Source organism: Streptococcus oralis (assembly GCF_023109195.1).
Lineage (GTDB): Bacteria > Bacillota > Bacilli > Lactobacillales > Streptococcaceae > Streptococcus > Streptococcus oralis_BV.
Genome location: NZ_JALDUB010000001.1, coordinates 1,269,101 through 1,295,376 on the forward strand (window position 1 = coordinate 1,269,101; position 26,276 = coordinate 1,295,376).

The window sequence follows — 26,276 nt, forward strand, 5'->3', positions numbered from 1 at the left end:
TCGTTATTCATCTATCAGTCTGCCCATAAGGCAAACATCTAAAAATGTCCCTTCTGCTAAATAGGCTCCTCTTTCTTGCAAGCCTTCTGTGATAAATCCCATTTTTGAATAGAGGTGGATAGCGGCCTCATTTCGTTTTTGCACACTAAGTTGTAAGCGACGCAAAACAGCACTGGCTTTAGCCCACTCAATACCTTCTTCTAGAAGTATGGTAGCCAAACCTTGATTCCAAAATTTCTTTTGAATCGCCAAAAAAACATCTCCAATATGCCGAACCCTTACATGCTGATCAGCAGTGATATTCAAAACACCTGCAAGCTCATCATTCAGTAAGGCGAGGAGAGTGATTTGATTTTCTGAAGCAGCTTGTTTTTCGATGAAAAGAGCCATTTCAGACGTAGTCATCCCTATGCCATGTTCATCCAAGCTGGTAAAATCTGTCTCTCGACCGACTTGATTTAAAAATGCAACCAAAGCTGCGGCATCTGAAATCTCTGCCTCACGAATACAAAGATTATACTCCATCCTGAAGCTCCTTGATGAGTTGTTCAGCCCGAGAACCATGAGCTGTAAATTGAAGGCAACGGCCCTCAGCTTCTTTCAAAATTTCCAACTCTAAGTAAGAATCTGGTAAATCCTCACCCAAAAGATGCCCCCACTCGATAACAGTCACGCCGCCACCAAAGAGAAACTCATCCAAGTCAATAGAATCAGCGTCCCCTTCGATACGGTAGACATCCAAGTGATAAAGTGGCAAGCGTCCTTCATACTCTCTGACAATGGTATATGTTGGACTTTTAATCATCTGACGGATATCCAAACCCTTGGCAAGGGCTTTTGTAAAGGTTGTTTTACCCGCGCCCAACTCTCCCGTCAAGATCAGAACATCGTCTTTTTGAAGGATACGACCTAATCTTTCTCCGAGAGCTAGAAGCTCTTCTTCATTTTTTGTGTGCATGCTACTATTATACCAAAAAGTTTCCTTTTGTGTGAATTTTCTTTACAAACTTACTATAATGATTTTAAAGAATCAACCTCTACTTAAAAGAATAGAAAAATCGCAAAAACAAACAAGATATCTCGAATCAGATGGCTATAAAAAGAGATTTCTCTGTGAAGGCATTTTGGGAAAAGAAAACGTGCGCATAGAAAACCGATACCGACATACAAGAGAATCGAGGAAATAACAAAAGGATTTCTCAGGAAAAACACAGTAGCTAAAACGGAAATGACGACTGTTTTCTTTTTATTGAGGTAATTTTCTATATCTCGAAAAATTTTATCAAAAGGTAAGAAAATCAATAGATCTACCCCTAGCAAGAAAAAGAAGGAGGGTAAAAAGAGGTCAACCAGTTCCTGCTGCATCTTGCTAGTGGTTTGGATGCTTTCTGAGAGAAGCAAACAGGTTGCCAGAAGATTGACTGCTATAAGGAGACCATAAATAAGACTCACTTTCTTTTGAACATGTAAAATACTGTGCTTTGACTGGTCTGCTGTATGAAAATAATTTATCACAGCACAAAAAATAGAAATTCCTACAATCAAAATCAAAAAATAAGCATTGGTCTGCTTCAACGATAAAAAGGATTCTTTCCATAATAGGCAACTAGCAAAACTAATCTGGATGACCGTAGCCAACAATAATAGGCGAATTGATTTTACCATTTCTTATCCCTCCATATAAGGGATTATACCCTGTAAGGAATGTGAAATGAAGAATGCCCTCTCAAGTGTTCTTTTTTTGTGCTCAACTGACCAAAAAACAGCTCTGTTGTGCACAGAACTGTTCTTTTACCAGTCTAATCCTTAAACCAGAGAGCAATTTCTCGTTTGGCAGAAGCTTCAGAATCAGATCCGTGAACCACATTTTGAATGGCTTGATTGTCTCCTGCAGCCTTGGCAAAATCTCCTCGGATAGTTCCTGGTAGAGCTTCTTCTGGACGAGTAGCCCCCATCATAGTCCGCCAAGTTTCAATCACTTTCGGACCTGATAGAATGCCAACCACTACTGGTCCTGAGCTCATAAACTGACGGATAGGAGGATAAAAACTTTTTTCAACCAAGTCTTGATAGTGTTGGTCAATCAAAGCTTCTGAAACTGTTGAACGCAACTCTAATTTTTCGATTTTGAAACCGCGCTCCTCAATTCTTTTCAGAACCTGACCAATCAGCCCTCTTTTCACACCATCTGGCTTAATGATAAAGAATGTTTGTTCCATATGGACACCTCCTTGGCATTTTAGTTCTTCTATTCTACCATACTTTATGAAAAAGTGGGAAAATTTTCTGAAACAAAGCAAAGAGAACCCAAAGGTTCTCTTTTTGCTTTTATTCTACTGTTTCTTCAACTTGGATTTCCACAGCTTCCTCTACTGGAGCAAGTTCTGTCTCTTCTTGTTCTGGAGCCAGATAGGCTGCTTCATTGATAGCTTGTGGTTCAAGGTTACGGTAGCGAGCCATACCAGTACCTGCTGGGATGATCTTACCGATGATAACATTTTCCTTGAGTCCAAGGAGATGGTCTTTCTTACCACGGATGGCCGCATCAGTAAGGACACGGGTTGTTTCCTGGAAGGAAGCCGCTGACAAGAAACTGTTAGTTTCAAGTGAGGCTTTGGTGATTCCCATAAGAACTGGGCGACCAGTCGCTGGAACTCCACCTGCGATAAGAACATCCTTGTTAGCATCTGTAAAGTCGTTGATGTCCATGAGGGTACCCATAAGAAGGTCGGTGTCACCTGGATCCATGACACGAACTTTACGGATCATTTGACGAACCATTACCTCGATGTGTTTGTCACCGATTTCTACCCCTTGGCTACGGTAAACTTTTTGTACTTCACCGAGAAGGTAAGTTTCAACTGACAAGACATCACGAACAGCAAGGAGACGTTTTGGTTGGATAGAACCTTCTGTCAATGCTGCACCGCGAGAGACTTGGTCACCAACTTCGACACGCATACGTGCTGTAAATGGTACCACGTATTCGCCTTCTCCAGTTTCACCCTTAACGAAGACTTTCTTAGTACGAGTTGAAGCGTCTTCTTCAATAGCAGTAACTTGTCCTTTAACCTCTGTGATGACCGCTTCCCCTTTAGGATTGCGGGCTTCAAAGATTTCTTGGACACGAGGAAGACCCTGAGTGATATCGGTATTTGAGGCAACCCCACCCGTGTGGAAGGTACGCATTGTAAGCTGTGTACCAGGTTCCCCGATAGATTGGGCAGCGATTGTACCAACTGCTTCACCAACTTCAACCGCATCACCTGTCGCCAAGTTGATACCGTAACAGTGACGGCAGACACCATGACGAGTGTTACATGTAAATACAGAGCGGATAGTAACTTCTTCCACACCAGCATTGACAATTTCACGCGCCTTGTCTTCTGTAATCAACTCATTTGGACCGATGATTACTGCACCAGTTTCTGGATGTTTAACAGTTTTCTTAGTGTAACGACCATTGAGACGCTCTTCGAGAGACTCGATCATCTCTTTTCCTTCTGCGATAGAACGGATCAAGAGACCACGGTCAGTTCCACAGTCGTCCTCACGGATGATAACGTCTTGGGCAACGTCAACCAAACGACGAGTCAAGTAACCTGAGTCAGCTGTTTTAAGGGCTGTATCGGTCATACCTTTACGAGCACCGTGAGTTGAGAAGAACATTTCAAGTACTGACAAACCTTCGCGGAAGTTTGAAAGGATTGGCAATTCCATGATACGTCCATTCGGAGCAGCCATCAGACCACGCATACCGGCAAGCTGTGAGAAGTTTGAGATGTTACCACGGGCTCCAGAGTCCATCATCATAACGATAGGGTTCTTAGGATCTTGGTTGGCAACCAAACGTTTCTCCAATTTTTCACGGGCTGCACGCCATTCAGCTGTAACAGCGTTGTAGCGCTCGTCGTCTGTGATCATACCACGACGGAATTGTTTGGTGATTTGTTCTACACGTTTGTGTGATTCTTCGATGATTTCAGCCTTGTCTTCAACGACTGGGATATCGGCAATACCCACTGTCAAACCTGCAAGAGTTGAGTGGTGGTAACCGAGGTTCTTCATGCGGTCAAGTAGGGCAGAAGTTTCTGTCGTACGGAAACGTTTGAAGATTTCAGCGATGATATTCCCAAGATTTTTCTTCTTGAATGGAGGGTTGAGTTCAAGATTGCGAATAGCTTCCTTGATATCTCCACCAAGTGGCAAGAAGTATTTAGCTGGAACACCTTCTGTTAAGTTGGCATTTGTTGGTTCTTGCAAGTAAGGCAGACCTTCTGGCATGATGTCATTGAAGAGGATTTTACCAACTGTCGTCAGCAAGACTTTGTGTTTTTGCTCTTCTGTCCATGGTTTGTTGAGGCTGTCTGTCGCAATACCAACACGAGAGTGGAGGTGAACATAACCATTGCGGTAAGCCATAACAGCTTCGTCACGGTCTTTGAAGACCATTCCTTCACCTTCACGACCAGCTTCTTCCATGGTCAAATAGTAGTTACCCAAAACCATGTCCTGAGATGGAGTAACAACTGGTTTACCATCTTTCGGGTTCAAGATATGCTCAGCAGCAAGCATGAGGATACGAGCCTCTGCCTGAGCTTCTTCTGAAAGTGGTACGTGGATAGCCATTTGGTCCCCGTCAAAGTCGGCATTGTAGGCTTCACAGACAAGCGGGTGCAAGCGAAGAGCTTTCCCGTCAATCAAGACTGGCTCGAAAGCTTGGATACCCAAACGGTGAAGGGTCGGTGCGCGGTTCAAAAGCACTGGATGTTCTTTAATAACTTCTTCGAGGATATCCCAGATACGCTCATCTCCGCGTTCCACCAAGCGTTTAGCTGCTTTCACGTTTTGCACGATGTCACGAGCGACAATTTCACGCATAACGAATGGTTTAAAGAGTTCAATCGCCATTTCACGTGGCACACCACATTGGTACATCTTAAGAGTTGGACCAACGGCGATAACGGAACGTCCTGAGAAGTCGACACGTTTACCGAGCAAGTTTTGACGGAAGCGTCCTTGTTTACCTTTGAGCATGTGGCTCAATGATTTGAGTGGACGGCTACCTGGTCCTGTAATCGGACGACCACGACGACCATTGTCAATCAATGCGTCAACCGCTTCTTGAAGCATACGCTTCTCATTTTGAACGATGATACCTGGTGCATTCAACTCAAGCAAGCGAGCCAAGCGGTTGTTACGGTTGATAACACGACGATAAAGGTCGTTCAAGTCAGATGAGGCAAAACGCCCACCATCCAACTGCAACATTGGACGAAGGTCTGGTGGAATAACCGGAAGGATGTTGAGAATCATCCATTCAGGTTTGTTTCCAGACTTGTAAAAGGCATCCAAAACATCCAAACGACGGATGGCTTTGACACGTTTTTGTCCAGTAGCTGTTTTCAACTCTTCTTTGAGTTCCGCAATTTCTTTTTCAAGATCTACTTGTTTCAAGAGGTCTTGGATAGCTTCGGCACCCATCTTGGCAACGAATGATCCATAACCATACTCACGCAAACGCTCACGGTATTCGCGCTCTGTCATGATAGACTTGTGCTCAAGTGGTGTATCCTTAGGATCAATCACCACGTAAGCCGCAAAGTAGATAACTTCCTCGAGGGCACGAGGACTCATATCAAGGGTCAAGCCCATACGGCTTGGAATCCCCTTGAAATACCAGATGTGAGATACAGGAGCTTTCAACTCGATGTGCCCCATACGCTCACGACGAACTTTTGTACGCGTTACTTCAACCCCACAGCGGTCACAAACAATCCCTCTGTAGCGAATGCGTTTGTACTTCCCACAAGCACATTCCCAGTCTTTTGTAGGACCAAAGATGACTTCGTCAAAGAGTCCTTCACGTTCTGGTTTCAAGGTACGGTAATTGATTGTTTCAGGTTTTTTGACTTCTCCATAAGACCATGAACGGACTTTGCTTGGAGAAGCTAGGGTTATTTGCATACTTTTAAAACGATTTACATCAACCACTATTTCTTCCCTTTCTATTCTAAGTGAACTGCTTATTCTTGTTCAGCAGCTTCTTCTGTTGCTTCCGCTTTTGTTGCTTTCTCAGCTTCTTCAGCTTCAAAAGCTGCTTTAGCCTCTTGGGCTGCTTTTTCGCGGGCTTTTTCAAGGTCATCTACGTGGATGACATCTTCGTCCATTCCTTCATCCAAGTCACGAAGTTCCACTTCTTGGTCATCTTCGTCAAGGACACGCATGTCAAGACCAAGAGATTGCAATTCTTTGACAAGAACTCGGAAGGATTCTGGAACACCTGGTTTTGGAATTGGTTTTCCTTTTGTAATGGCTTCATAAGCTTTCAAACGTCCGTTGATATCGTCAGACTTGTAAGTCAAGATTTCTTGAAGGACATTTGATGCACCATAGGCTTCAAGAGCCCAAACCTCCATCTCACCGAAACGTTGTCCACCAAACTGAGCTTTACCTCCGAGTGGTTGTTGGGTAACAGTTGAGTAAGGTCCGACTGAACGAGCGTGCAATTTGTCATCAACCATGTGGTGGAGTTTGATCATGTACATAACTCCGACAGAAACACGGTTATCAAACGGTTCCCCAGTACGTCCATCGTAAAGGATAGTTTTGGCATCGCTATCCATACCAGCTTCTTTAACAGTTGACCAAAGGTCTTCAGAACTTGCTCCGTCAAAGACTGGTGTTGCGATGTGAATACCAAGAGTACGAGCTGCCATACCAAGGTGGAGTTCCATAACCTGACCGATATTCATACGTGATGGCACCCCAAGTGGGTTCAACATGATATCGACTGGAGTTCCGTCTGGAAGGTAAGGCATGTCTTCTACAGGAACGATACGAGAGACAACCCCTTTGTTTCCGTGACGTCCAGCCATCTTATCTCCGACCTTGATCTTACGTTTTTGAGCGATGTAGACGCGAACCAGCATGTTAACACCTGATTGCAACTCATCTCCATTTGCACGTGTAAAGATCTTAACATCACGAACGACACCATCGGCACCGTGTGGTACACGAAGAGAAGTATCACGCACTTCACGAGACTTGTCTCCGAAGATAGCGTGCAAGAGACGTTCTTCAGCTGAAAGGTCTTTCTCTCCCTTAGGTGTGACTTTACCTACAAGGATATCGCCTTCTTTAACCTCAGCACCGATACGGATAATACCCATCTCGTCAAGGTCTTTAAGGGCATCTTCACCAACGTTTGGAATTTCACGAGTAATTTCTTCAGGCCCAAGCTTTGTATCGCGGGTTTCTGATTCGTATTCTTCAAGGTGGACAGATGTGTAGACATCGTCTTTGACCAAGCGTTCGCTCATGATAACGGCATCCTCGAAGTTGTAACCTTCCCATGTCATGTAGGCAACGATTGGGTTTTGTCCAAGCGCCATTTCCCCTTTTTCCATAGAAGGTCCGTCAGCGATAAAGTCGCCTTTTTCAACGACATCGCCAACCTTAACAAGTGTACGTTGATTATAAGCAGTACCTGAGTTAGAACGACGGAATTTTTGGATGTGGTAAACGTCTAGCGAACCATCTTCACGGCGTACTTCTACCTTGTCAGCATCTGCGTAAGTAACTTTACCACCATACTGAGCAATCACAGCAGCACCAGAGTCATGAGCTGCTTGGTATTCCATACCAGTACCAACGTAAGGTGCTTTTGGATCAATCAAAGGCACAGCCTGACGTTGCATGTTGGCACCCATGAGGGCACGGTTGGAGTCATCGTTTTCCAAGAAAGGAATACATGCTGTCGCAACGGCAACTACCTGTTTTGGTGACACGTCCATGTAGTCAACCACTTCTGCTGGATACTCCTGGTTGACCCCTTGGTGACGTCCCATGACAACTTTCTCAGCAAAAGTACCGTCTTCGTTGAGGCGAGAGTTAGCCTGCGCTACAGTAAATTCATCTTCTTCATCGGCTGTCAACCAAACGATTTCGTTTGTGACTACACCTGTTTCACGGTCAACCTTACGGTATGGTGTTTGAACAAAGCCATACTTATTCAAGTGTCCGTAAGATGACAAGTTATTGATCAAACCGATGTTAGGTCCTTCAGGTGTCTCGATTGGACACATACGACCATAGTGAGTGTAGTGCACGTCACGAACTTCATATCCAGCACGGTCACGAGTCAAACCACCAGGCCCCAAGGCTGACAAACGGCGTTTGTGAGACAACTCAGAAAGTGGGTTGTGTTGGTCCATGAACTGTGACAACTGTGACGAACCAAAGAATTCTTTAACCGCAGCTGTGACAGGACGGATGTTGATGATTTGTTGTGGTGTTAAAACTTCATTGTCCTGAACAGACATACGTTCACGGACATTACGTTCCATACGAGAAAGTCCAAGACGTACTTGGTTTGCAAGCAATTCACCAACTGCACGGATACGACGGTTCCCAAGGTGGTCGATATCATCCACACGTCCGATACCTTCTGCCAAGTTAAGGAAGTAGCTCATCTCTGCAAGGATATCCGCAGGAGTTACAACACGAACCTTGTCGTCAGGATTAGCATTTCCGATGATGGTTACAACACGGTCTGGGTCCGTTGGGGCAACAACCTTGAATTTTTGAAGGACAACTGGTTCTGTCAGAACAGCTGCATCGTTTGGAATATAAACGATCTTGTTCAAGTCGCCATCCAAATGGCTTTCAATACTTTCAATCACGCTACGAGTCATGATTGTACCAGCTTCTACCAAGATTTCTCCTGTTTCAGGATCTACCAATGGCTCCGCAATAGTTTGGTTGAGCAAGCGTGTTTTGATGTTGAGTTTTTTATTGATCTTGTAACGACCAACGGCTGCCAAATCGTAGCGACGTGGGTCGAAGAAACGTGCCACAAGTAAGCTACGTGAGCTTTCAGCAGTCTTAGGCTCACCTGGACGAAGGCGTTCGTAGATTTCTTTCAAGGCTTCGTCTGTACGAGAGTCCATTGGATTCTTGTGGATATCTTTTTCAACGGTATTGCGAACCAATTCGCTGTCTCCAAAGATATCAAAAATTTCATCATCACCAGAGAAACCAAGCGCACGAACCAAGGTCGTAAACGGAATTTTACGGGTACGGTCAATACGAGTGTAGGCGATATCTTTAGAGTCACTTTCCAGTTCCAACCAAGCTCCACGGTTAGGGATAACAGTTGAACCGTAGCCAACTTTACCGTTCTTATCTACTTTATCATTAAAGTAAACACCAGGAGAACGAACCAACTGAGATACGATGATACGTTCACCACCGTTGATGATGAAGGTACCCATCTCTGTCATGATTGGGAAATCTCCAAAGAAGACTTCTTGGGTCTTGATTTCGCCAGTTTCCTTGTTGATCAAGCGGAAAGTTACAAAAATAGGTGCTGAGTAGCTAGCATCGTGGATACGAGCTTCTTCGAGCGTGTATTTGGGTTCCTTGATCTCATAGCCAACAAACTCCAACTCCATAGTTTCTGTGAAGTTTGAAATTGGCAATACATCTTCAAAAACTTCCTTAAGTCCGTGGTCTAGGAAATCTTTGAATGAATCCGTTTGAATTTCAATCAAATTTGGTAAGTCAAGAACTTCTTTGATTCTTGAAAAACTACGACGGGTACGATGTTTCCCGTATTGAACGTCATGTCCTGCCAAGATGATTCTCCTTTGTAAATAAATTCCAAGCCTTATCAATCAGGCTTTTCTAATCGTCATATGGTTTTAAAAACCCCTATCACCGTGTCCCTTTGATGAATTTTCAGAATCTTTAAATCTTTGTTACAAGCACTCAAAAACCTGAAAAAAAGCACAAAAAGAGCAGCTAAATCTGACTTTTTCAGAAGATTTAACTGCTGTGAGCCTTGTCTGGACAATATTTCAGACAAAACCTACGACAAATGATTACTCTTATTATACCTTATTAGCCAAGATTTTTCAAGATTTTTTTACTATTTTTTAAACAATCTTTTCCTATATATTATTTTAAAATTTCAAGAGAATGAAACATTGTATTTTCTCTTAAAATCAGGAAAACGCTTGCATAAATGTTTACCTCATGCTATACTGATAAGGAATAACTACACAAGGAGAATTGTGATGAAAAAGATCCCATCTCAAACTGAGAAGAAAATGGTTTACGGTATTCGTTCCTTGAAAAATGGAACAGGCTCTGTCCTTATTGGTGCCAGCATTGTCTTGCTTTCTGCTACAATGCCAACTATTTCGGCCAACGAAAACCTTCCTCAAACTCAGGAAAATACCAGCGCTGTGACCAAGGCCCCTACTGAGACTGAAACGAGTCAAACTCAAAAAGAAACGCCTATTTCTGAACAAAAGAATGCAAACGCTTCCCTTGATTCTAAAAAGGAAGCCCCATCAACTGACGCTCCTCTAGCAGCTGAAACACCTAAAAAAGAAGATGCTACTACAAGCCAGACTAACAGCAAGGAAGAGAAAGTAGATGCCAGCACTTCGACACCAACTTCAGATCAAAAACCACAAGCAGACACATCTTCTGAAGAACCAATCGCAGACAACCACTTCCGCATCCATGTAAAAAAACTCCCTGAAGAAAACAAAGATTCTCAAGGTCTTTGGACTTGGGATGATGTTGAAAAGCCGTCTGAAAACTGGCCCAATGGAGCCAAGTCCTTCAAGGATGCCAAGCAAGATGACTACGGCTATTACCTAGATGTCAAACTCAAAAATGAGCAAGCCAAGAAAGTCAGTTTCCTTATCAACAATACCAAGGGGGATAACCTGACAGGGGACCGTTCTGTAGAGCGCCTCTCTCCAAAAATGAATGAGGCTTGGCTAGATGAAAACTACAAGGTATACAATTATCGACCTCAACCAGCAGGAACTGTCCGTGTCAACTACTACCGCACCGATGGCAACTATGACAAAAAATCTCTTTGGTATTGGGGCGATGTCAAAAAACCAAGCAGTGGAGAATGGCCTGACGGTACTGACTTTACAGCAACTGGAAAGTATGGCCGCTACATTGATATTCCACTCAATGAAGCGGCAAGAGAATTTGGATTTTTATTACTAGACGAAAGCAAGAAAGGTGATGATGTGAAAATCAGAAAAGAAGATTATAAATTCACTGATCTAAAAAATCACAGTCAGATTTTCCTCAAAGATGATGACGAAACCATCTACACCAACCCCTACTACGTTCACGATATCCGCATGACTGGTGCCCAACACGTGGCTAAATCTCGTATCGAAAGCAGTTTTTCTACCCTCGTTGGAGCTAAGAAAAACGATATCCTCAAACACTCCAGCATCACTGATTACCAAGGGAATAAAGTAGCTATCACAGACGTGGAAGTGGATGAGGCAGGTAAAAAAGTGACCTATATTGGCGACTTCTCTGACACTCAACACCCTTACACTGTCAGCTACAATTCAGACCGCTTTACCACACGTTCAAGCTGGCGCCTCAAGGATGAATCCTACAGTTACGATGGTCCACTCGGCGCAACTCTAAAAGAAGATGGCAAGCGTGTTGACCTCACCCTCTGGTCTCCAAGTGCTGATAAGGTTTCCGTTGTTGTCTATGACAAGAAAGACCCTGAAAAAGTAGTTGGAACTGTCGCCCTTGAAAAAGGAGAAAAAGGAACCTGGAAACAAACTCTGGATGCAAACTCTGGTCTCGGTATCAGCAACTACACTGGCTACTACTACCACTACCAAATCGAGCGCCAAGGTAAAACTGTCCTCGTTCTTGACCCTTATGCCAAATCATTAGCGGCTTGGAACAGTGACCTAGCAAAAACAGATGCCGCTCATAAGGTCGCTAAAGCTGCCTTTGTCGATCCAGCGAAGTTAGGTCCGCAAGACTTGACCTATGGAAAGATTCGTAACTTCAAATCACGTGAAGATGCCGTTATCTATGAAGCTCATGTACGTGACTTCACTTCGGATCCTGCCATCGCAAAAGACTTGACCAAGCCTTTTGGTACCTTTGAAGCCTTTATCGAAAAATTAGACTATCTCAAAGACTTGGGTGTGACTCATATCCAACTCCTTCCCGTCTTGTCCTACTACTTTGTCAATGAATTGAAAAACCATGAACGTTTGTCTGCCTACGCTTCAAGCAACAGTAATTACAACTGGGGATATGACCCTCAAAACTACTTCTCCTTGACTGGTATGTACTCAAGCGATCCTAAGGATCCAGAAAAACGTATTGCCGAATTCAAAAACCTCATCAACGAAATCCACAAACGTGGCATGGGGGCTATCTTGGATGTGGTCTACAACCATACTGCCAACGTTGATATTTTTGAGGATATTGAGCCAAACTACTATCACTTTATGGACGCAGACGGAACCCCACGTACTAGCTTCGGAGGCGGCCGTTTGGGAACTACCCACTACATGTCTAAACGTGTCTTGGTAGACTCTATCAAGTATTTGGTCGAAACCTACAAAGTAGATGGTTTCCGCTTTGATATGATGGGTGACCACGATGCGGCTTCTATCGAAGAAGCTTACAAGGCTGCACGCGCCCTCAATCCAAATCTTATCATGCTAGGTGAAGGCTGGAGAACCTATACTGGTGATGAAAATACGCCTGTACAACCTGCTGACCAGTCTTGGATGAAGAAAACTGATACTGTCGCTGTCTTTTCAGACGACATCCGTAACAACCTCAAGTCTGGTTATCCAAACGAAGGCCAACCTGCCTTTATCACAGGTGGCAAACGCGATATCAATACCATCTTTAAAAATCTCATTGCCCAACCAACTAACTTTGAGGCTGACAATCCTGGAGATGTTATCCAGTATATCGCAGCCCATGATAACTTGACCCTCTTTGACATCATTGCCCAGTCTATCAAAAAAGACCCAAGCAAGGCGGAAAACTACGCTGAAATCCATCGTCGTTTGCGACTTGGAAACCTCATGGTCTTGACTGCTCAAGGAACTCCGTTTATCCACTCTGGTCAGGAATACGGACGTACCAAACAATTCCTTGATCCAGCCTATAAGAATCCTGTCTCAGAGGATAAGGTTCCAAACAAGTCTCACTTGTTGCGCGACAAGGACGGCAAGCCATTTGTCTATCCTTACTTTATCCATGACTCTTACGACTCTAGTGATGCTGTCAACAAGTTTGATTGGACCAAGGCAACAGATGGCAAAGCATATCCTGAAAATGTCAAGAGCCGTGACTACATGAAAGGATTGATTGCTCTTCGTCAATCTACAGACGCTTTCCGACTCAAGAGTCTGCAAGATATCAAGGAGCGCGTCCGACTCATCACTGTCCCAGGCCAAAATGGCGTTGAAAAAGAAGATGTGACCATCGGCTACCAAATCACCGCTCCAAATGGAGATATCTACGCTGTCTTTGTCAATGCAGATGATAAGGCTCGTGAATTTACTCTAGGAACTGCATTTGCTCACTTGAGAAAGGCTGAAGTCCTGGCAGATGAAAATCAAGCCGGACCAGTAGGAATCACTAAACCTCAAGGTCTCGAATGGACTGAAAAAGGCTTAAAATTGAACGCTCTCACTGCCGTTGTTCTCCGCTTGTCTCAAGGTGGTGCCATTGTCGCCCCAGCTGTGGAAGAAAAACCAGAGTTTAATCTTTCTAGCTTGGAAGTTGAACCAGAACAAGGCCAAGATCAAAACCTAGTAGCTAATCCTGAAACTCAAGAAACTGCTGCAGAGGCTCACTCTCAGAACCTCCTTCCAAACACAGGAACTGAGAGCAAATCACTTCTTGCCCTTGCTGGATTCAGTATCCTTGCCCTTCTCGGACTTGGATGGTTGATAAAAAACAAGAAAGAGAACTGATACTCAATGAAAATCAAAGAGTAAACTAGAAAGCTAGCCACAGGCTGCTCAAAACACTGGTTTGAGGTTGTAGATAAGGCGAAGCTGACGAGGTTTAAAGAGATTTTCGAAGAGTATAACCTAGCCCTCCTATAGAAAAACACCCTATGATTAGAAGAATCTTCTAGTCATGGGGTGTTGTTTTTATGATACACTTAGCTATCAAATCATATATTCTACACTATAGCTAGCGTCTGATAAGATACGAGCCAGAAACTGCTTGGTTCGTTCTTCTTGTGGACGACTAAAGAAATCGTGGGGATTGTTCTCCTCTACGATACGGCCTCCATCCATGAAAATAACGTGGTTGGCGACATCTCTAGCAAATCCCATCTCATGCGTGACGACCACCATGGTCACACCTTCTCCCGCCAACTGTTTCAGAACATCCAAAACATCTCCAACCAACTCAGGGTCTAGTGCTGATGTTGGTTCATCTAGCAAAATGACCTCGGGTTTGACGGCAATAGCACGCGCAATTCCTATTCGTTGTTGTTGCCCTCCAGATAGTTGTGAAGGGTAGTAGTCTTTGTAGGCCAGTAAACCAACTTTTTCCAAGGCAGATTCTGCACGTTTGAGCGCTTCTTCCTTGGGAACTTTACGAGCCACGATTAGGCCTTCTAGAATATTTTCCAGAGCAGTTTTGTTTGCAAAGAGATTGTAGTGTTGGAAAACAAAGGCTGTTTTTTGGCGAATTTCTAGAATGTCTTTCTTGCTCAATTTGGATAAGTCATAGGTCTTTCCTGCCAAGGTCAAACGGCCACTGTCAGCTTTTTCTAAGTGATTAAGACAACGGAGAAAGGTCGTTTTCCCCGAACCTGATGGTCCTAAAATAACGACGACATCCCCTTGGTTAACCTGAAGATTGACATCCTCCAAGACCTGCCTCTCACCAAATGTTTTTGCGATATGTTCTACTTGTAACATCCTGTCCTCCTATACGAAACGCGCGCTAGATGCTTTTGCACTTTTTTCTTTTTTCACATAGCCTTTTTCCAGTAGGGAGAAGCCCCACTGAATCAAACCACAGATCAAAATATACTGCAAAAAGATCACAAAATAAGACTCAAAATACTGGTAACCGTAGGACGCTTCTACACGAGCAATAGCGGTGATGTCCTTGATAGTCATAACAAAGACCAGGGAGGTCCCTTTGACGATATTGATCACCAGATTGGCCAAGTTAGGCAAGGCTGAGCGCAAGGCTTGAGGAAAAACAATCCTTAGATAGGCCTGGGTCGTAGTCAAGCCAATCGCATGCGCTGCCTCTAGTTGTCCCTTGTCCACCGTCAAGATGGCTGAACGCAAAATCTCCGATAAACTCCCGACTGTCATCAAACTATAAATGATAAAGGCATAATAGAGAGGATCAAGCTTGAAAATATCAAAGTCACTTCCTATGCTTTTGAGAAATTGATTCAGCAGGCTTGGAAACAAACTATAAAAGAAGAGAATCAATAAAATCGGAGGAGTCGCTCGGATAAAGGCCAGATAGACCAGAGAAAAACTCCTCACACCTCGAACCTTGTAAATCTGCCCCAAGGCTAAAAATAGAGCCGGTAAAAAGCTTAAGACCATAGCCACAATCATGATAATCAAGGTGATTGGCACACCCTTCAAGGTCTCCAGAAAGGTCTTTACAATATAGTCTATATCCATTTCTTACCTCCCTTTTGTTTCCAAAGACTTCTCAAGCAAACGACTCAAGCTAGAAATAACCAAGGCAATCCCCCAGTAAAGAAGCGCAACTGCCGTATAGGTTTCCAGAGAGTAGTTCCCTAAATTGCGACTAATCAAGAGATTGCCTGCCCCCATAACATCAACAAAACCAATCGTATAAGCCAAGGCAGCATCCCGCATGAGATTGAGAATAGCGGTCGTTATATTGGGAAGAGCAACTTGAAAAGCTTGAGGAAAAATGATTCTCCAAAAAGTCTGACTTGGAGTCAAACCAATACTAAGCCCGGCCTCTGTCTGCCCCTTTGGAATAGCTTGATAGGCCGCCTTGAAAACCTCGGCAACAATAGCCGCAAACAAGAGAATCATCGTCAAGAGAACAAAAATAGTTTTAGACCAGTTGTTGATGTCCAAACCAAGCCACCATTTCAGAAATTCTGGCAAGCCATAAAAGACTAGAAAAAGCAAGACAATCGGCGGTGTACAACGAAGGGTAAAGATATAGCCTTTGGAAATCGCTGCAAAACTCTTGTCTTCTCCTACTTGTGCCCAGGCCAAGAGACCTCCAAAAAGGGAACCAAGAAGAGTGGTAAAAAAGAGAATGGACAAGGTCATAGGAAGTGCCTGCCATAAGGTTGGCAAAAACTGAAAGACCTTGGAAAAATCATAAGAAACCATGCAAAACCCTTTCTAGTCTTGGAATTTCTGGTCTAGTCTTTGTCTACGTAACTAAAGACATCTTCTTTAAAGTATTGCTGAGATAGCTTAGCAAGCGTGCCATCTTCCTTCAACTCTTTGATTGCTTTTTCATATTCTTTAGCGAATTTCTCACCCTTTTCATCACGGTGAATCAAGGGATAAGTTGGAATACCCTTGTATGGGAACCAGCTGAGTTTATCCGCATATTGGTGGTAAGGGCCATCTTCTGCGGTAACTGCTTTTTCAAAGGACAGTTTGATATCAAAGAAGGCGTCATAACGTCCTTCTAAGACCCAGGCATAGGCATCTGCCACTTTAAAGGATTCAGCTGCTGTTAGCTCAATCGGTGCATCCTGATGTTTTTCATTGTAGCTGGTGATAACATTCCATTGAGCATTCTGTGGAGAGATGGGAACCAATTTCCCTTTATTCTTAGCAAAGTCATCAATGGTTTTGTATTTCTGTTCATCTTCTTTTCTGACAGTAAATCCGATGATGCTCGCTCCGACTGGTTCAGATGGAATGACAAACTTTTTAGCTCGTTCATCTGTGTACCAAGCTCCCTTGGTTCCGATGTCATACTTACCTGATTCCAGACCAATCAAGAGGTCATCATCACTGGTACCCGTATATTCAAATTGATAGTTTGCCAACTTCTCATCAACAGCCTTCAAAACAGCTACCTCATAACCATCTGATTCCCCTTTTTCATTGACAAAGTCATAAGGTACATAGTTTTGTGTATGGGCAACCTTCAAGGTTATAACTTCAGCAGACGAAGCCATTTCTCCATCCTTGGCTGGAGCACCAGCTAAACTTCTCCCGATAATCGTTGCCCCAATTACTGCAACCACTGCTACACCACCGATAATCCATGCTTTTTTACTCATCTTTTTCTCCTTTAGTTTTCAAGCGCTTCTCTCACCCACTGGATACGTTCAACTGCGATATCACTTGGAATGGTACAATCTGCCCCAAGTACCAAGCCCTGTTCCCCAGCTTCTGCAACTAGTTTCTTTGCTTCAGCCTGAATGGCATCCTTGCTACCAGTATACAGTAAGCCTGTCTTGCCATTTTCAAATCCTCCAAGAACCGTACGTCCCTTGAAAATCTCACGACCTTCCTTGAGAGTGATTCCCTCTGGTCCTACAGCCCAGTTAAAGACTTGGGCTGGATAGTCTGCAAAAAGGTGAATATCATTTCGCGCTCCCTCGTAGCCACAGATATGAAGAACTGTGACTCCACCAACAGCACTAGCTGCTTCCAGAACCGTTATCTCGCTAGGGGCAATGACGGCTTGATAATCTGCTGCCGACACTCGTTGATCTTGGATACTCTGCACGCTGAGGTAGATTCCATCAGCACCAGCCTCTTCGATAACAGCTCGGCTGAGACTCGCAATATCCTCTGCAATCACATCCAACACCTTCTTAAGAGCTTTAGGATCTTCCACCAGAAAATCTGCAATGAGGTCATCGCCACCAGACACTTCCCCCAGTAGCCACTTGAGATAGGTCACAGGAGCAAAAATATTGTAAATCGCAACGATATCTTCTGTAAACTCTTGCTTGATTTTCTGAACCAAGGCCACCTGCTCTTTTATCCAAGCGTGCTCTGGTCCGAGTGGTTGAATGGTCGCCAATTCTTGAAGTGATTTGCCTTTGGCAATCGCTGGATTTGGATAAGCAAAGTAGCCATCACTCATTAACTTGATAAAGTCTGGCTGAATTTCTCGTATAAAGCGCTTATGGCCCTCGATATTCTTCTCGATAATGACTGGATTTGAGAAACCGTGTAGCCATTCGTCTTCGGATGTGAAATGGTGCCAAAAACCAACTGGCACACGATCAACCTTTTCACCTCTAAATGCTTTTAAAACCCATTCTTTTTTTTCTGACATTCTTATTCTCCATTTCTTACTTTTTCAACTAATAAACTGCTTGCGATATCATTCGAGCGTAGAAAGGGGAGACTGGACTTGGAAAAATCCTGAACTCCATGACATCTCTCTCCATTTTTGCAGTGCTGATTTTTTACGACGCTTATGGCAACCAAGGCCAGCAAACCGACAACTGCAATGAAGATGCCCCATCTTTTACTTTTCATAGCTCCTCCTTTTAGAGAACAGCTGCCTGCCGAATCCAGTCCAACCTCTCTAAGTCAAAGTCATCTGGAACAGTACAGTCAGCTCCCAGAAGAACGCCTTTACTACCAGCTTCAGCCAGCAACCGTCTTGTTTCATCTTGCAATTCCGCCTTGGAACCTTGATAAAGCAAGCTTTTCTTGCCGTTTTCAAATCCACCTAAAACGGCCTTGCCTGGAAACAACTCCTGCCCCTGTGTCAAACTAACATCCTCATGGTGGGTCGCCCAGTTGACCACTTGAGCTGGATAGTCCTTAAAAATCGTCACATCATTGCTCGCACCTTCAAAACCACAGATATGGAGGATATTGGTCCCACCCACCTGATTAGCTGCCTCCAAAATCGCTATATTGCTCGGTTCGATATAGGTTTGGTAGAGTGCTGGTGTGATGCGCTCATCTTGAATTTCCTGGGTACTGAGGTAAATCCCGTCAACACCGCCTTGCTGGATGATTTTCTGAGTTAGGATAGCAATATCTCCTGCAATCACGTCTAGAATAGCTCTAAATTGCTCAGGATTTTCAAGCAATAGATCAGCCACTTCCCTATCTCCTCGAGAAGTTTCTGTGCGGAACCAGCGCTTGAGGTAGGAGATTGGTGAAAAGATATTGTAGAAAGAAGCAATCTCTTCGGTAAAGGTCTCTCGAATCGCTTGTACCACTTCCACCTGTTGCTGAATCCATGGGTGTTCCTCACCAATCGACTCAATAGAAGTCAGCTCCCGAATGCTTGCAATCTTAGGATTATAGACATTACTTGGATAAAGGAAAAAACCATCGCTCATAATTTTGACAAAATCAGGGCGAATCCTTTCCACATAGCTGCGATGCCCATCAACACTTTTTTGAAAGATACGTGGATTATTTAATCCCTGCCCCTTTTCTTCGAGTGTTACAAAATGAAACCAAAATCCGACAGGAACTCTTTCCACTTCATCGCCTCGAATCGCTCTAAAGACTAAATCTCTTTTGCTTGCCATACCTTTCTCCTTCCATTTGGATTGAAACCATCTTACCACTCCTTTTCCCCTTTTCCCAATATATATTGACTATCAACTCGATTGGAAATTTTTATATCTATAAAGAAAAAAATCCCTGAAAAGCTTGATGTTACTAGCCTTTCAAAGATTCACTTTATTTTCATCTATTTTTCAAAAAGGAACTGATATAGATTTTCTATCAAGCCGATTGAATTTTTTTATATCCATCTTCATTCCAAAATTAAGTACATAATTTTATCCTAATACCAAATTACTACTGAAAAATTTCTTTTCTCTCGATATTTCCTTGCACAAATCCCATGAAAACGCTACAATATTAATAGACTATTATTAGGAGGATGGGATTATGAAAATATCCAAAGTTACCATTACAATTGCTTCTACACTTACTTCCGTCATTTTACTGACTGGCTGTGGCACAAATTCGGCAAATTCACAGACAACACAAAGTAGTACATCTGATAATCAGGTTACCATGACCTATGATCAGTTGCGTTCAAGAGAAAATACTATGTCAACTCTTTGGTATCAAAAAGCAGCTGAGACCAAGGCACTCTATCTACAAGGTTACAATGTCGCTACTGATCGTTTGAAAGAACTACTAAAAACACAGACAGATAAACCCTACTCTATCGTTTTAGACTTAGACGAAACCGTATTAGACAATAGCCCTTATCAAGCGCAAAATGTCAAAGATGGAACAGCATTTACCCCAGAAAACTGGGATGTCTGGGTAAAAAAAGCCGCAGCCAAGGCTGTACCAGGTGCTAAAGACTTCCTCCAATTTGCAGACCAAAACGGTGTCCAAATTTACTATGTATCTGACCGTACGATAGATCAGGTAGATGATACGATTAAAAACCTAGAAAACGAAGGAATCCCTGTACAAAGCCGCGATCATCTCATGTTCTTAGAAAAAGGCGTCAAATCTAAAGAAGGTCGTAGACAAGCAGTCCAAGAAAAAACCAACTTAGTCATGCTACTAGGAGACAATCTTGTGGACTTTGCAGAGTTTTCAAAGACCTCTGAAACTGAGCGCGACCAAAAATTAGAGGAATTACAAAAAGAGTTTGGTGAGAAATTCATCATTTTCCCTAACCCAATGTACGGATCATGGGAAAGTACTGTTTACAATGGTAATAAATTGGATGCCAAGGGTCAAACTGAAGAGCGCCAAAAAAACTTACAAGGTTTTGATAAATAAAATAAGAGAACTATCTACCAGTTTACACCAACCACAAGATATCGTATTTGTGAGAATATCAAAAAAGACGATTTCCGCTTGGATAATCGCCTTTTTTGCTATTTTATCTTGTACTTGGTATAAACTAGTATATATTCCACTAGATAGTATGCTCTATCGCTTGTACCACTTCCACCTGTTGCTGAATCCATGGGTGTTCCTCACCAATCGACTCAACTGATTGGATTTTTTTATAACCCTTCTTTCATGGCAAAGTAAGCACGCACTTTTGGTGCGACTTGCGTTCCAAAAAGTTCAATAGCTCTCAAAACTTGATCATGAGGCATGGAACCAAGCGGTAGATGGAGCATGAAACGGTCCAAGCCTAAATCCTCAATCATGCGAATCAATTTTTCTGCTACCTGGTCTGGATTTCCCACAAACATGGCACCATTTGGACCAACTTGCTCCAAATATTGCTCATAGGTCAACTCCTGCCAGTGTGGACGGTCCTTGGAAATCGCATCCACCACTTGCTTAGTCGGATGGAAATAATCTTTTACAGCCTGTTCGCCATCTTCCGCAATCCAGCCCCAAGAATGAGCGCCCACTTTCAAGTCTTTATCCGCATGACCGGCTTCCCTGCCAATCTCACGATAAGCTTGAATCAATTTCTTGAAGTAACGCGGATTACCACCGATAATGGCATATACAATCGGCAGCCCCACCCGAGCAATCTTCACTGTTGACTCTACATGACCACCTGTCGCCACCCACAATGGTAATTTCCCCTGAACTGGACGGGGATAAACTTCTTTTCCAGCAATGCTTTGAGTCAATTGCCCCTGCCAGTTCACTTTGGTGCTTTCATTTGCTAGTTGAAGCAGTTCTAACTTTTCATCAAAGAGAGCTTCATAGTCTTTCAAGTCATAGCCAAACAGTGGGAAAGACTCGGTGAATGAACCACGCCCTGCCATAATCTCCGCACGGCCATTTGACAAAGCATCGATGGTGGCATATTGTTGGAACAAGCGAATCGGATCCATACTCGAGAGAATGCTGACTGCACTGGTCAAACGAATCTTCTTGGTATTGACTGCCCCAGCTGCAAGAACAAGCTCTGGCGCCGATACCGCAAAGTCCTCCCGATGATGCTCCCCAATCCCGTACACATCCAAGCCAACCTTATCAGCCAGCTCTATCTCTGCCACCAACTGACGAATGCGTTCATCATGATTGTAAATCTGCCCAGTCGCTTCCAGAGCGGTTGTTTCACCAAATGTTGAAATCCCTAATTCTACCATCCTGTTTCCTCGCTATCTCTTTTAGTTTTAGGGTATTTTAGCACTAATTAGTTTTATTTTCAATGAATTTGCTCATTAGAAAAAGCCTAGATGAACTAGACTTTCTTAGTTTATTCTACTGTTACTGACTTGGCAAGGTTACGTGGTTTGTCCACATCAAGGCCACGGTGTAGCGTTGCGAAGTAGGCAACCAATTGAGTTGGCACGACCATTGAGATTGGTGAGAGGTAAGGGTGAACGGTCGTCAGAACGATATCGTCTGTCTCTTTAGCAACATTTTCTTCTGCGATAGTGAGAACCTTAGCACCACGGGCTGCAACCTCTTGGATATTTCCACGAGTGTGGTTAGCAAGGACTGGATCTGACAAGAGGGCCAAGACAGGGGTTCCCTCTTCAATCAAGGCAATGGTTCCGTGCTTGAGTTCTCCTGCCGCAAAACCTTCACACTGGATGTAAGAAATCTCTTTGAGCTTAAGACTCGCTTCCATGGCTACATAGTAATCCTGACCACGTCCGATGTAAAAGGCGTTGCGAGTAGTTTCAAGAAGCTCACGAACCTTGGCATCAATGGTTTCTTTTTCTGAAAGAGTTGATTCGATAGACTGAGCTACGATTGACAACTCATGAACCAGGTCAAAGGCTTGGGCTTTGGCATTGCCATTTGCTTCTCCGACAGCTTTTGCAAGGAAGGCAAGTGCTGCGATTTGTGCTGTATAGGCCTTGGTTGCTCAAAACAGTGTTTTGAGGTTGTGGATAGAACTGACGAAGTCAGTAACCATACTTACAGCAAGGTGAAGCTGACGTGGTTTGAAGAGATTTTCGAAAAAGATTAAATATACTCTACAATTTGATCAATCAATTCTTGGTCTTCTAAACCTGTAACTTGTATAACAACATCTTTGACTGATTGTTTAGCCAGCAATTCACCTAATCGAACACTTTCTTCATCATTTACATCTCGATAGTCAAAGACATAGCCAACTGTTTTAAGTAGGTTTTCATATGACAAACCGAGTTCTTTCAATTCACGTATCGGCCGGATGAATCGCTCATTATAGCCTAATTTTCGGATTGGAGTACGAGCTACTCGACTAACCTCATCCACTATGAAAGGATTTTCAAACCGTTCTATAATGACTTTGTGATAATTCTCCAATTCTTTTTTATCAAAGTTCCATTTGGCAATCAAGAGACTCCGAATTTCAGCTAAAACGGATTCAATCTGAGACTTGATAGCAGGATTCTGAAGAGCTTCCAAAATTGTCTTGGCACCATAATGTGCACCAATGTAAGCTGAAGTTGCATGTCCAGAATTGACTGAAAAAAGTTTTCGCTCAATAAAAGGTTCTAAATCTTCTTCATAATGCACATCTTCTAGACGTAAATCTGGATTTTTAAGACGCTTAGTTTCCACAACCCATTCATTAAAGGGCTCGACCACAACAAAAAGAGGATCTTCGTGACTTTGTGCTGGAACAATCCTGTCTACTGCAGCATTTGGAAAACCTATGCAGTTCTCAGCAAATGTCAAACCTTCCGGACTTAAATGTTTCTTGACTTCTTGATAAAGAAATTGAGAACCACCAATCATATTTTCACAAGCCATAACATCCAATGCTTGCGTATTTCCTGCAGCCCGTCGAGCTTCTATTCCCTTAGCTAGAAGTTCAGCGATAAAAGGGAGTATATTAGGTCCGATTGCAGTAGTAACGATATTCGCCTTTTGAATCGCTTCAATAACTTGCTCAGGATGTTCCTTACTATTAATGCCAGCCACATTAGCTATCTCTATGCGGGGCTGTCCTTCCTGTGCAATTTCAATTTCATACTTGCTCTTTTCATTTAGAGCATGAATTATCTGATTATTGACATCCACAAAGTCAATATGAAAACCATTTTTGAATAGAATTTCGCCTATAAAACCTCGACCGATATTGCCGGCACCAAAATGAACAGCATGTTTCATTGAATTTCTCCTTTTCTTGTTTGAGTGACATATATACTAGATGACAAATGAAGAAATTCAATTATTCAACAGCATCAAGTAAGCGCAATACTTGCTCTTCTGACTGAGCATCTGCTAGTTTAAGAACATTATCTACATCTGCACAGAAGATAGAAATTTTCTGAATAATTTCTAAGTGTTCATTACCAATACCAGCAATACCAAAAAGAACCGTTGCCACTTGAGTGTTAGATTCATTCCCAAAATCAACCCCTCTTGGGACTTGAACGACTGTAATACCAGACTTGAGGACATCCTTTTTCGCTGCATCTGTTCCATGCGGTATGGCGATAAAGTTACCCATATAAACAGATAGCTCTTTATCACGCTCAATCATGGCTTCAATATAGTTTTCATTAACATATCCACCCTCATAAAGAACTTGCCCACAATAACGGATAGCTTCCTCCTTGTTAGAAAATTGTTTATCAAGCTTAATCAAATGTTTTTCAAGTTTCATATTAGTTCTCCAATTTCTTAATTTTTTCGTTAAAAATAGTATTTAGCATCTGATAAATAATGGATTGATTTCCCGTCTTGTAAATCTCTGTATAAAGATGATTTTCAATAATCGACTGACTGATAGCTGTCATTAAATCTCTCACTTCCTCGCTAGCCTCTTTAGACATTAGCATTAACAGACACCTTTTGACCTCTTCTTTCTCTCGTTTCATTGACAATGCAGAGATAGGTAGTTTGAGTTCAAACATAGTAAAACTATTTGTTGTTACTTTGCTAGACTGACTATGTAAAAGCACCAGACCAGTATTAGGAATAGCCATAGGACTATTCTGGAAGTGAGATAGCAGTTTTCTTGTTAGGTAATTTCTGTCACTTACATTCTTCTGATATTGGATAATTTGTTCTACTGTATGCTCAAATGATTGATTATTCTCCAGTTGAACCAATTCAAATTGACTCAAAAGTTGACTGCTAGATATCAAATAATCTTGCAAGTCATAACTTTTCTCTGGGGCGATAGCATCACGCGCGACAATTGTACGATGTGCCTGTACATACTGAAGCCGTTCCTGCAATTCAAGCAATTCCTTGACGGTTGGAAAACTAGAAATTACATCGATTTCCTGATTAGGCAGCGGCTTGGTAGATAAAATATAATCATACTGACTGAGATCAATACTGTGGTAATCTACTAGAGACTGAATATCTATACACTCTACAAAAGGAGCAACACTCTTAATTTTACTGACTAACAAATCTCTAGTGACCCGACGTTCGTCCGTTAAAAGCAAAATACGGACTGGATAAATCTCTGGACTACGGCCTAAGCTAGAGATAAAATGCAGGGCAATCATGCCATACTCATACTCTGTATGAAGATATTTCGGAAAAATATCATTCACCAAAAGACTAATGACTGTATAAAGAAATTTATTCCTTTCAACTAAAAGCTGGACAGATTCTGGCAAATTTTCACCCTGAAAAAGGATTGGGACGCCTAAACTGAGTCGAATATGATGGAAAAGAAAATTAAATAAAACCTTGTCCTTAAAAAAGTCAATCTTGGTGTACATAGAAACCGTATCAATCAGATTTGAAATATTGTAGAAAAATTCACCATCAAATTTCTCCGTAAAGAGCGGATTTTCCTGACGTTTAATGATTAATTCATCCAAGATGCTAGCAAAATAGATAATTTCCTGAATACTATAAAATTGCTCAGTCTGCTTAGAGTAAGCTTGAAAAATTTTTTGAGAAATTTCCAAAGCTTGCTTACTAGTATTAGGCAAATTTTCAATGTTTTGTTCCTGACCTATAAGAGATAACAAGATCGCAAAAAACATCTTCATCCTAGCATCCATATCTGGAAAACCTGACAGTTGCTTATTAACAATCTGACTGGCCAGCCTAGTTCTATCTGCTTCTATAATATTAAAGCTCCCAAAATTACCGGTTGAAAAATCTGCTACTGAGATACAGTTTGTAAGTAAAATAGCCAAAAATCTTCTCTTACTAACTGAATCACCAGAAATGCGATACCCCTTTTGCCGTTCAATTTTCAGATCAAAGTCTAAAAGACGCTTATCAATATCTGAAATATCCTGAATAATAGTTACATTACTGACTTTCATGCACTCTTGCAAGGCTTCATTGGTGACAAAACCATTCTCAGTTAGAAGGCGATAAGTAATCAACTCTTGTCTTTCTTGGGGACTATACTCAACTAACACTTCAAGTTCTGTCGGTAGATCGTCCAGTTCGCCAGTCAAAATATAGTATTTCCCACGCTTCGCTATTTCAATCCCATATTGCTCTATGCTATCTGTCAAATCTGATAAAGTCCGATAAATTGTTCTAGATGAGACCTGTAAGATTTCAGTCATGTCTTGCATTGAAAGCTTCCCTACATGTAGGAAAGCCTTCAATAATTGTTCTTCTCGTTTGGTTAATAGCATTCTAATTTAGAAA

General features: G+C 42.5%; 19 protein-coding genes and 1 pseudogene. 2 read left to right on the forward strand and 18 right to left on the reverse strand.

The window, feature by feature from the left end:
• Window positions 1–3 precede the first annotated feature (3 nt).
• The 6 genes from M1F65_RS06050 to rpoB all read right to left on the reverse strand — a co-directional run bounded on the left by M1F65_RS06050 (window position 4) and on the right by rpoB (window position 9,638).
• Complete coding sequence (locus tag M1F65_RS06050; RefSeq protein ID WP_247925638.1) at window positions 4–525, reverse strand: GNAT family N-acetyltransferase; 522 nt, start codon at window positions 523–525, stop codon at window positions 4–6.
• A complete protein-coding gene (gene tsaE / locus M1F65_RS06055; RefSeq protein ID WP_247925639.1) occupies window positions 515–958 on the reverse strand; it encodes a tRNA (adenosine(37)-N6)-threonylcarbamoyltransferase complex ATPase subunit type 1 TsaE in 444 nt (147 codons plus the stop codon). Before tsaE ends, M1F65_RS06050 begins: the two co-directional genes overlap by 11 nt.
• Before the next feature lie 83 nt (window positions 959–1,041).
• Window positions 1,042–1,665, reverse strand: coding sequence for a hypothetical protein (locus M1F65_RS10065; RefSeq protein ID WP_345772943.1), 624 nt, complete (start codon window positions 1,663–1,665; stop codon window positions 1,042–1,044).
• A 134-nt stretch (window positions 1,666–1,799) separates the two neighbouring features.
• The gene (gene ndk / locus M1F65_RS06060; protein ID WP_000438278.1) at window positions 1,800–2,219 is read right to left on the reverse strand and encodes a nucleoside-diphosphate kinase; all 420 of its coding nucleotides are present in this window, start codon (window positions 2,217–2,219) and stop codon (window positions 1,800–1,802) included.
• 109 nt (window positions 2,220–2,328) lie between these two features.
• Entirely contained in the window at window positions 2,329–5,994 is a 3,666-nt protein-coding gene (gene rpoC / locus M1F65_RS06065) for a DNA-directed RNA polymerase subunit beta' (RefSeq protein ID WP_000228749.1), read from the reverse strand.
• Between the two features lie 32 nt (window positions 5,995–6,026).
• Window positions 6,027–9,638, reverse strand: a complete 3,612-nt coding sequence (rpoB, locus tag M1F65_RS06070; protein WP_247925640.1) for a DNA-directed RNA polymerase subunit beta — start codon at window positions 9,636–9,638, stop codon at window positions 6,027–6,029.
• A 441-nt stretch (window positions 9,639–10,079) separates the two neighbouring features.
• Here rpoB and M1F65_RS06075 point away from each other — a divergent pair, with 441 nt between their 5' ends.
• Entirely contained in the window at window positions 10,080–13,796 is a 3,717-nt protein-coding gene (locus tag M1F65_RS06075; protein WP_247925641.1) for a pullulanase, read from the forward strand.
• Window positions 13,797–13,997: 201 nt separating this feature from the next.
• Here the strand turns inward: M1F65_RS06075 and M1F65_RS06080 are convergent, their stop codons facing one another.
• The 7 genes from M1F65_RS06080 to M1F65_RS06110 are packed head-to-tail and all read right to left on the reverse strand — an operon-like array spanning window position 13,998 to window position 19,333.
• Entirely contained in the window at window positions 13,998–14,762 is a 765-nt protein-coding gene (locus M1F65_RS06080) for an amino acid ABC transporter ATP-binding protein (RefSeq protein WP_000942256.1), read from the reverse strand.
• Window positions 14,763–14,771: 9 nt separating this feature from the next.
• On the reverse strand, window positions 14,772–15,494 hold the full coding sequence (locus M1F65_RS06085) for an amino acid ABC transporter permease (RefSeq protein WP_000350563.1): 723 nt from the start codon (window positions 15,492–15,494) through the stop codon (window positions 14,772–14,774).
• A gap of 3 nt (window positions 15,495–15,497) precedes the next feature.
• Window positions 15,498–16,190, reverse strand: coding sequence for an amino acid ABC transporter permease (locus tag M1F65_RS06090; RefSeq protein WP_000255460.1), 693 nt, complete (start codon window positions 16,188–16,190; stop codon window positions 15,498–15,500).
• Between the two features lie 32 nt (window positions 16,191–16,222).
• Entirely contained in the window at window positions 16,223–17,101 is an 879-nt protein-coding gene (locus M1F65_RS06095) for a transporter substrate-binding domain-containing protein (RefSeq protein WP_000036995.1), read from the reverse strand.
• Window positions 17,102–17,112: 11 nt separating this feature from the next.
• Complete coding sequence (locus tag M1F65_RS06100) at window positions 17,113–18,111, reverse strand: uroporphyrinogen decarboxylase family protein (protein WP_001290984.1); 999 nt, start codon at window positions 18,109–18,111, stop codon at window positions 17,113–17,115.
• A 2-nt stretch (window positions 18,112–18,113) separates the two neighbouring features.
• Entirely contained in the window at window positions 18,114–18,317 is a 204-nt protein-coding gene (locus M1F65_RS06105; RefSeq protein ID WP_000837740.1) for a hypothetical protein, read from the reverse strand.
• Window positions 18,318–18,328: 11 nt separating this feature from the next.
• A complete protein-coding gene (locus M1F65_RS06110) occupies window positions 18,329–19,333 on the reverse strand; it encodes a uroporphyrinogen decarboxylase family protein (protein ID WP_000157314.1) in 1,005 nt (334 codons plus the stop codon).
• A gap of 367 nt (window positions 19,334–19,700) precedes the next feature.
• On the opposite strand from M1F65_RS06110, the gene M1F65_RS06115 reads away from it, so the two are divergent.
• The gene (locus M1F65_RS06115) at window positions 19,701–20,558 is read left to right on the forward strand and encodes a 5'-nucleotidase, lipoprotein e(P4) family (protein ID WP_000703387.1); all 858 of its coding nucleotides are present in this window, start codon (window positions 19,701–19,703) and stop codon (window positions 20,556–20,558) included.
• Window positions 20,559–20,788: 230 nt separating this feature from the next.
• On the opposite strand, the gene M1F65_RS06120 is transcribed toward M1F65_RS06115, so the two are convergent.
• From M1F65_RS06120 to M1F65_RS06140, 5 genes and pseudogenes are all read right to left on the reverse strand, one after another.
• On the reverse strand, window positions 20,789–21,841 hold the full coding sequence (locus M1F65_RS06120) for an LLM class flavin-dependent oxidoreductase (RefSeq protein ID WP_247925642.1): 1,053 nt from the start codon (window positions 21,839–21,841) through the stop codon (window positions 20,789–20,791).
• A gap of 110 nt (window positions 21,842–21,951) precedes the next feature.
• Window positions 21,952–22,569 (reverse strand): annotated as a pseudogene (locus tag M1F65_RS06125) (SIS domain-containing protein); the annotation flags it as partial.
• A gap of 101 nt (window positions 22,570–22,670) precedes the next feature.
• Window positions 22,671–23,807, reverse strand: coding sequence for a mannitol-1-phosphate 5-dehydrogenase (locus M1F65_RS06130; protein ID WP_049519204.1), 1,137 nt, complete (start codon window positions 23,805–23,807; stop codon window positions 22,671–22,673).
• A 61-nt stretch (window positions 23,808–23,868) separates the two neighbouring features.
• The gene (locus M1F65_RS06135; protein ID WP_049519205.1) at window positions 23,869–24,306 is read right to left on the reverse strand and encodes a PTS mannitol transporter subunit IIA; all 438 of its coding nucleotides are present in this window, start codon (window positions 24,304–24,306) and stop codon (window positions 23,869–23,871) included.
• A gap of 1 nt (window position 24,307) precedes the next feature.
• Window positions 24,308–26,263 carry a BglG family transcription antiterminator gene (locus tag M1F65_RS06140; RefSeq protein ID WP_070656871.1) on the reverse strand — a complete coding sequence of 652 codons (1,956 nt, stop codon included), beginning with the start codon at window positions 26,261–26,263 and terminating at the stop codon, window positions 24,308–24,310.
• Window positions 26,264–26,276: the final 13 nt, after the last annotated feature.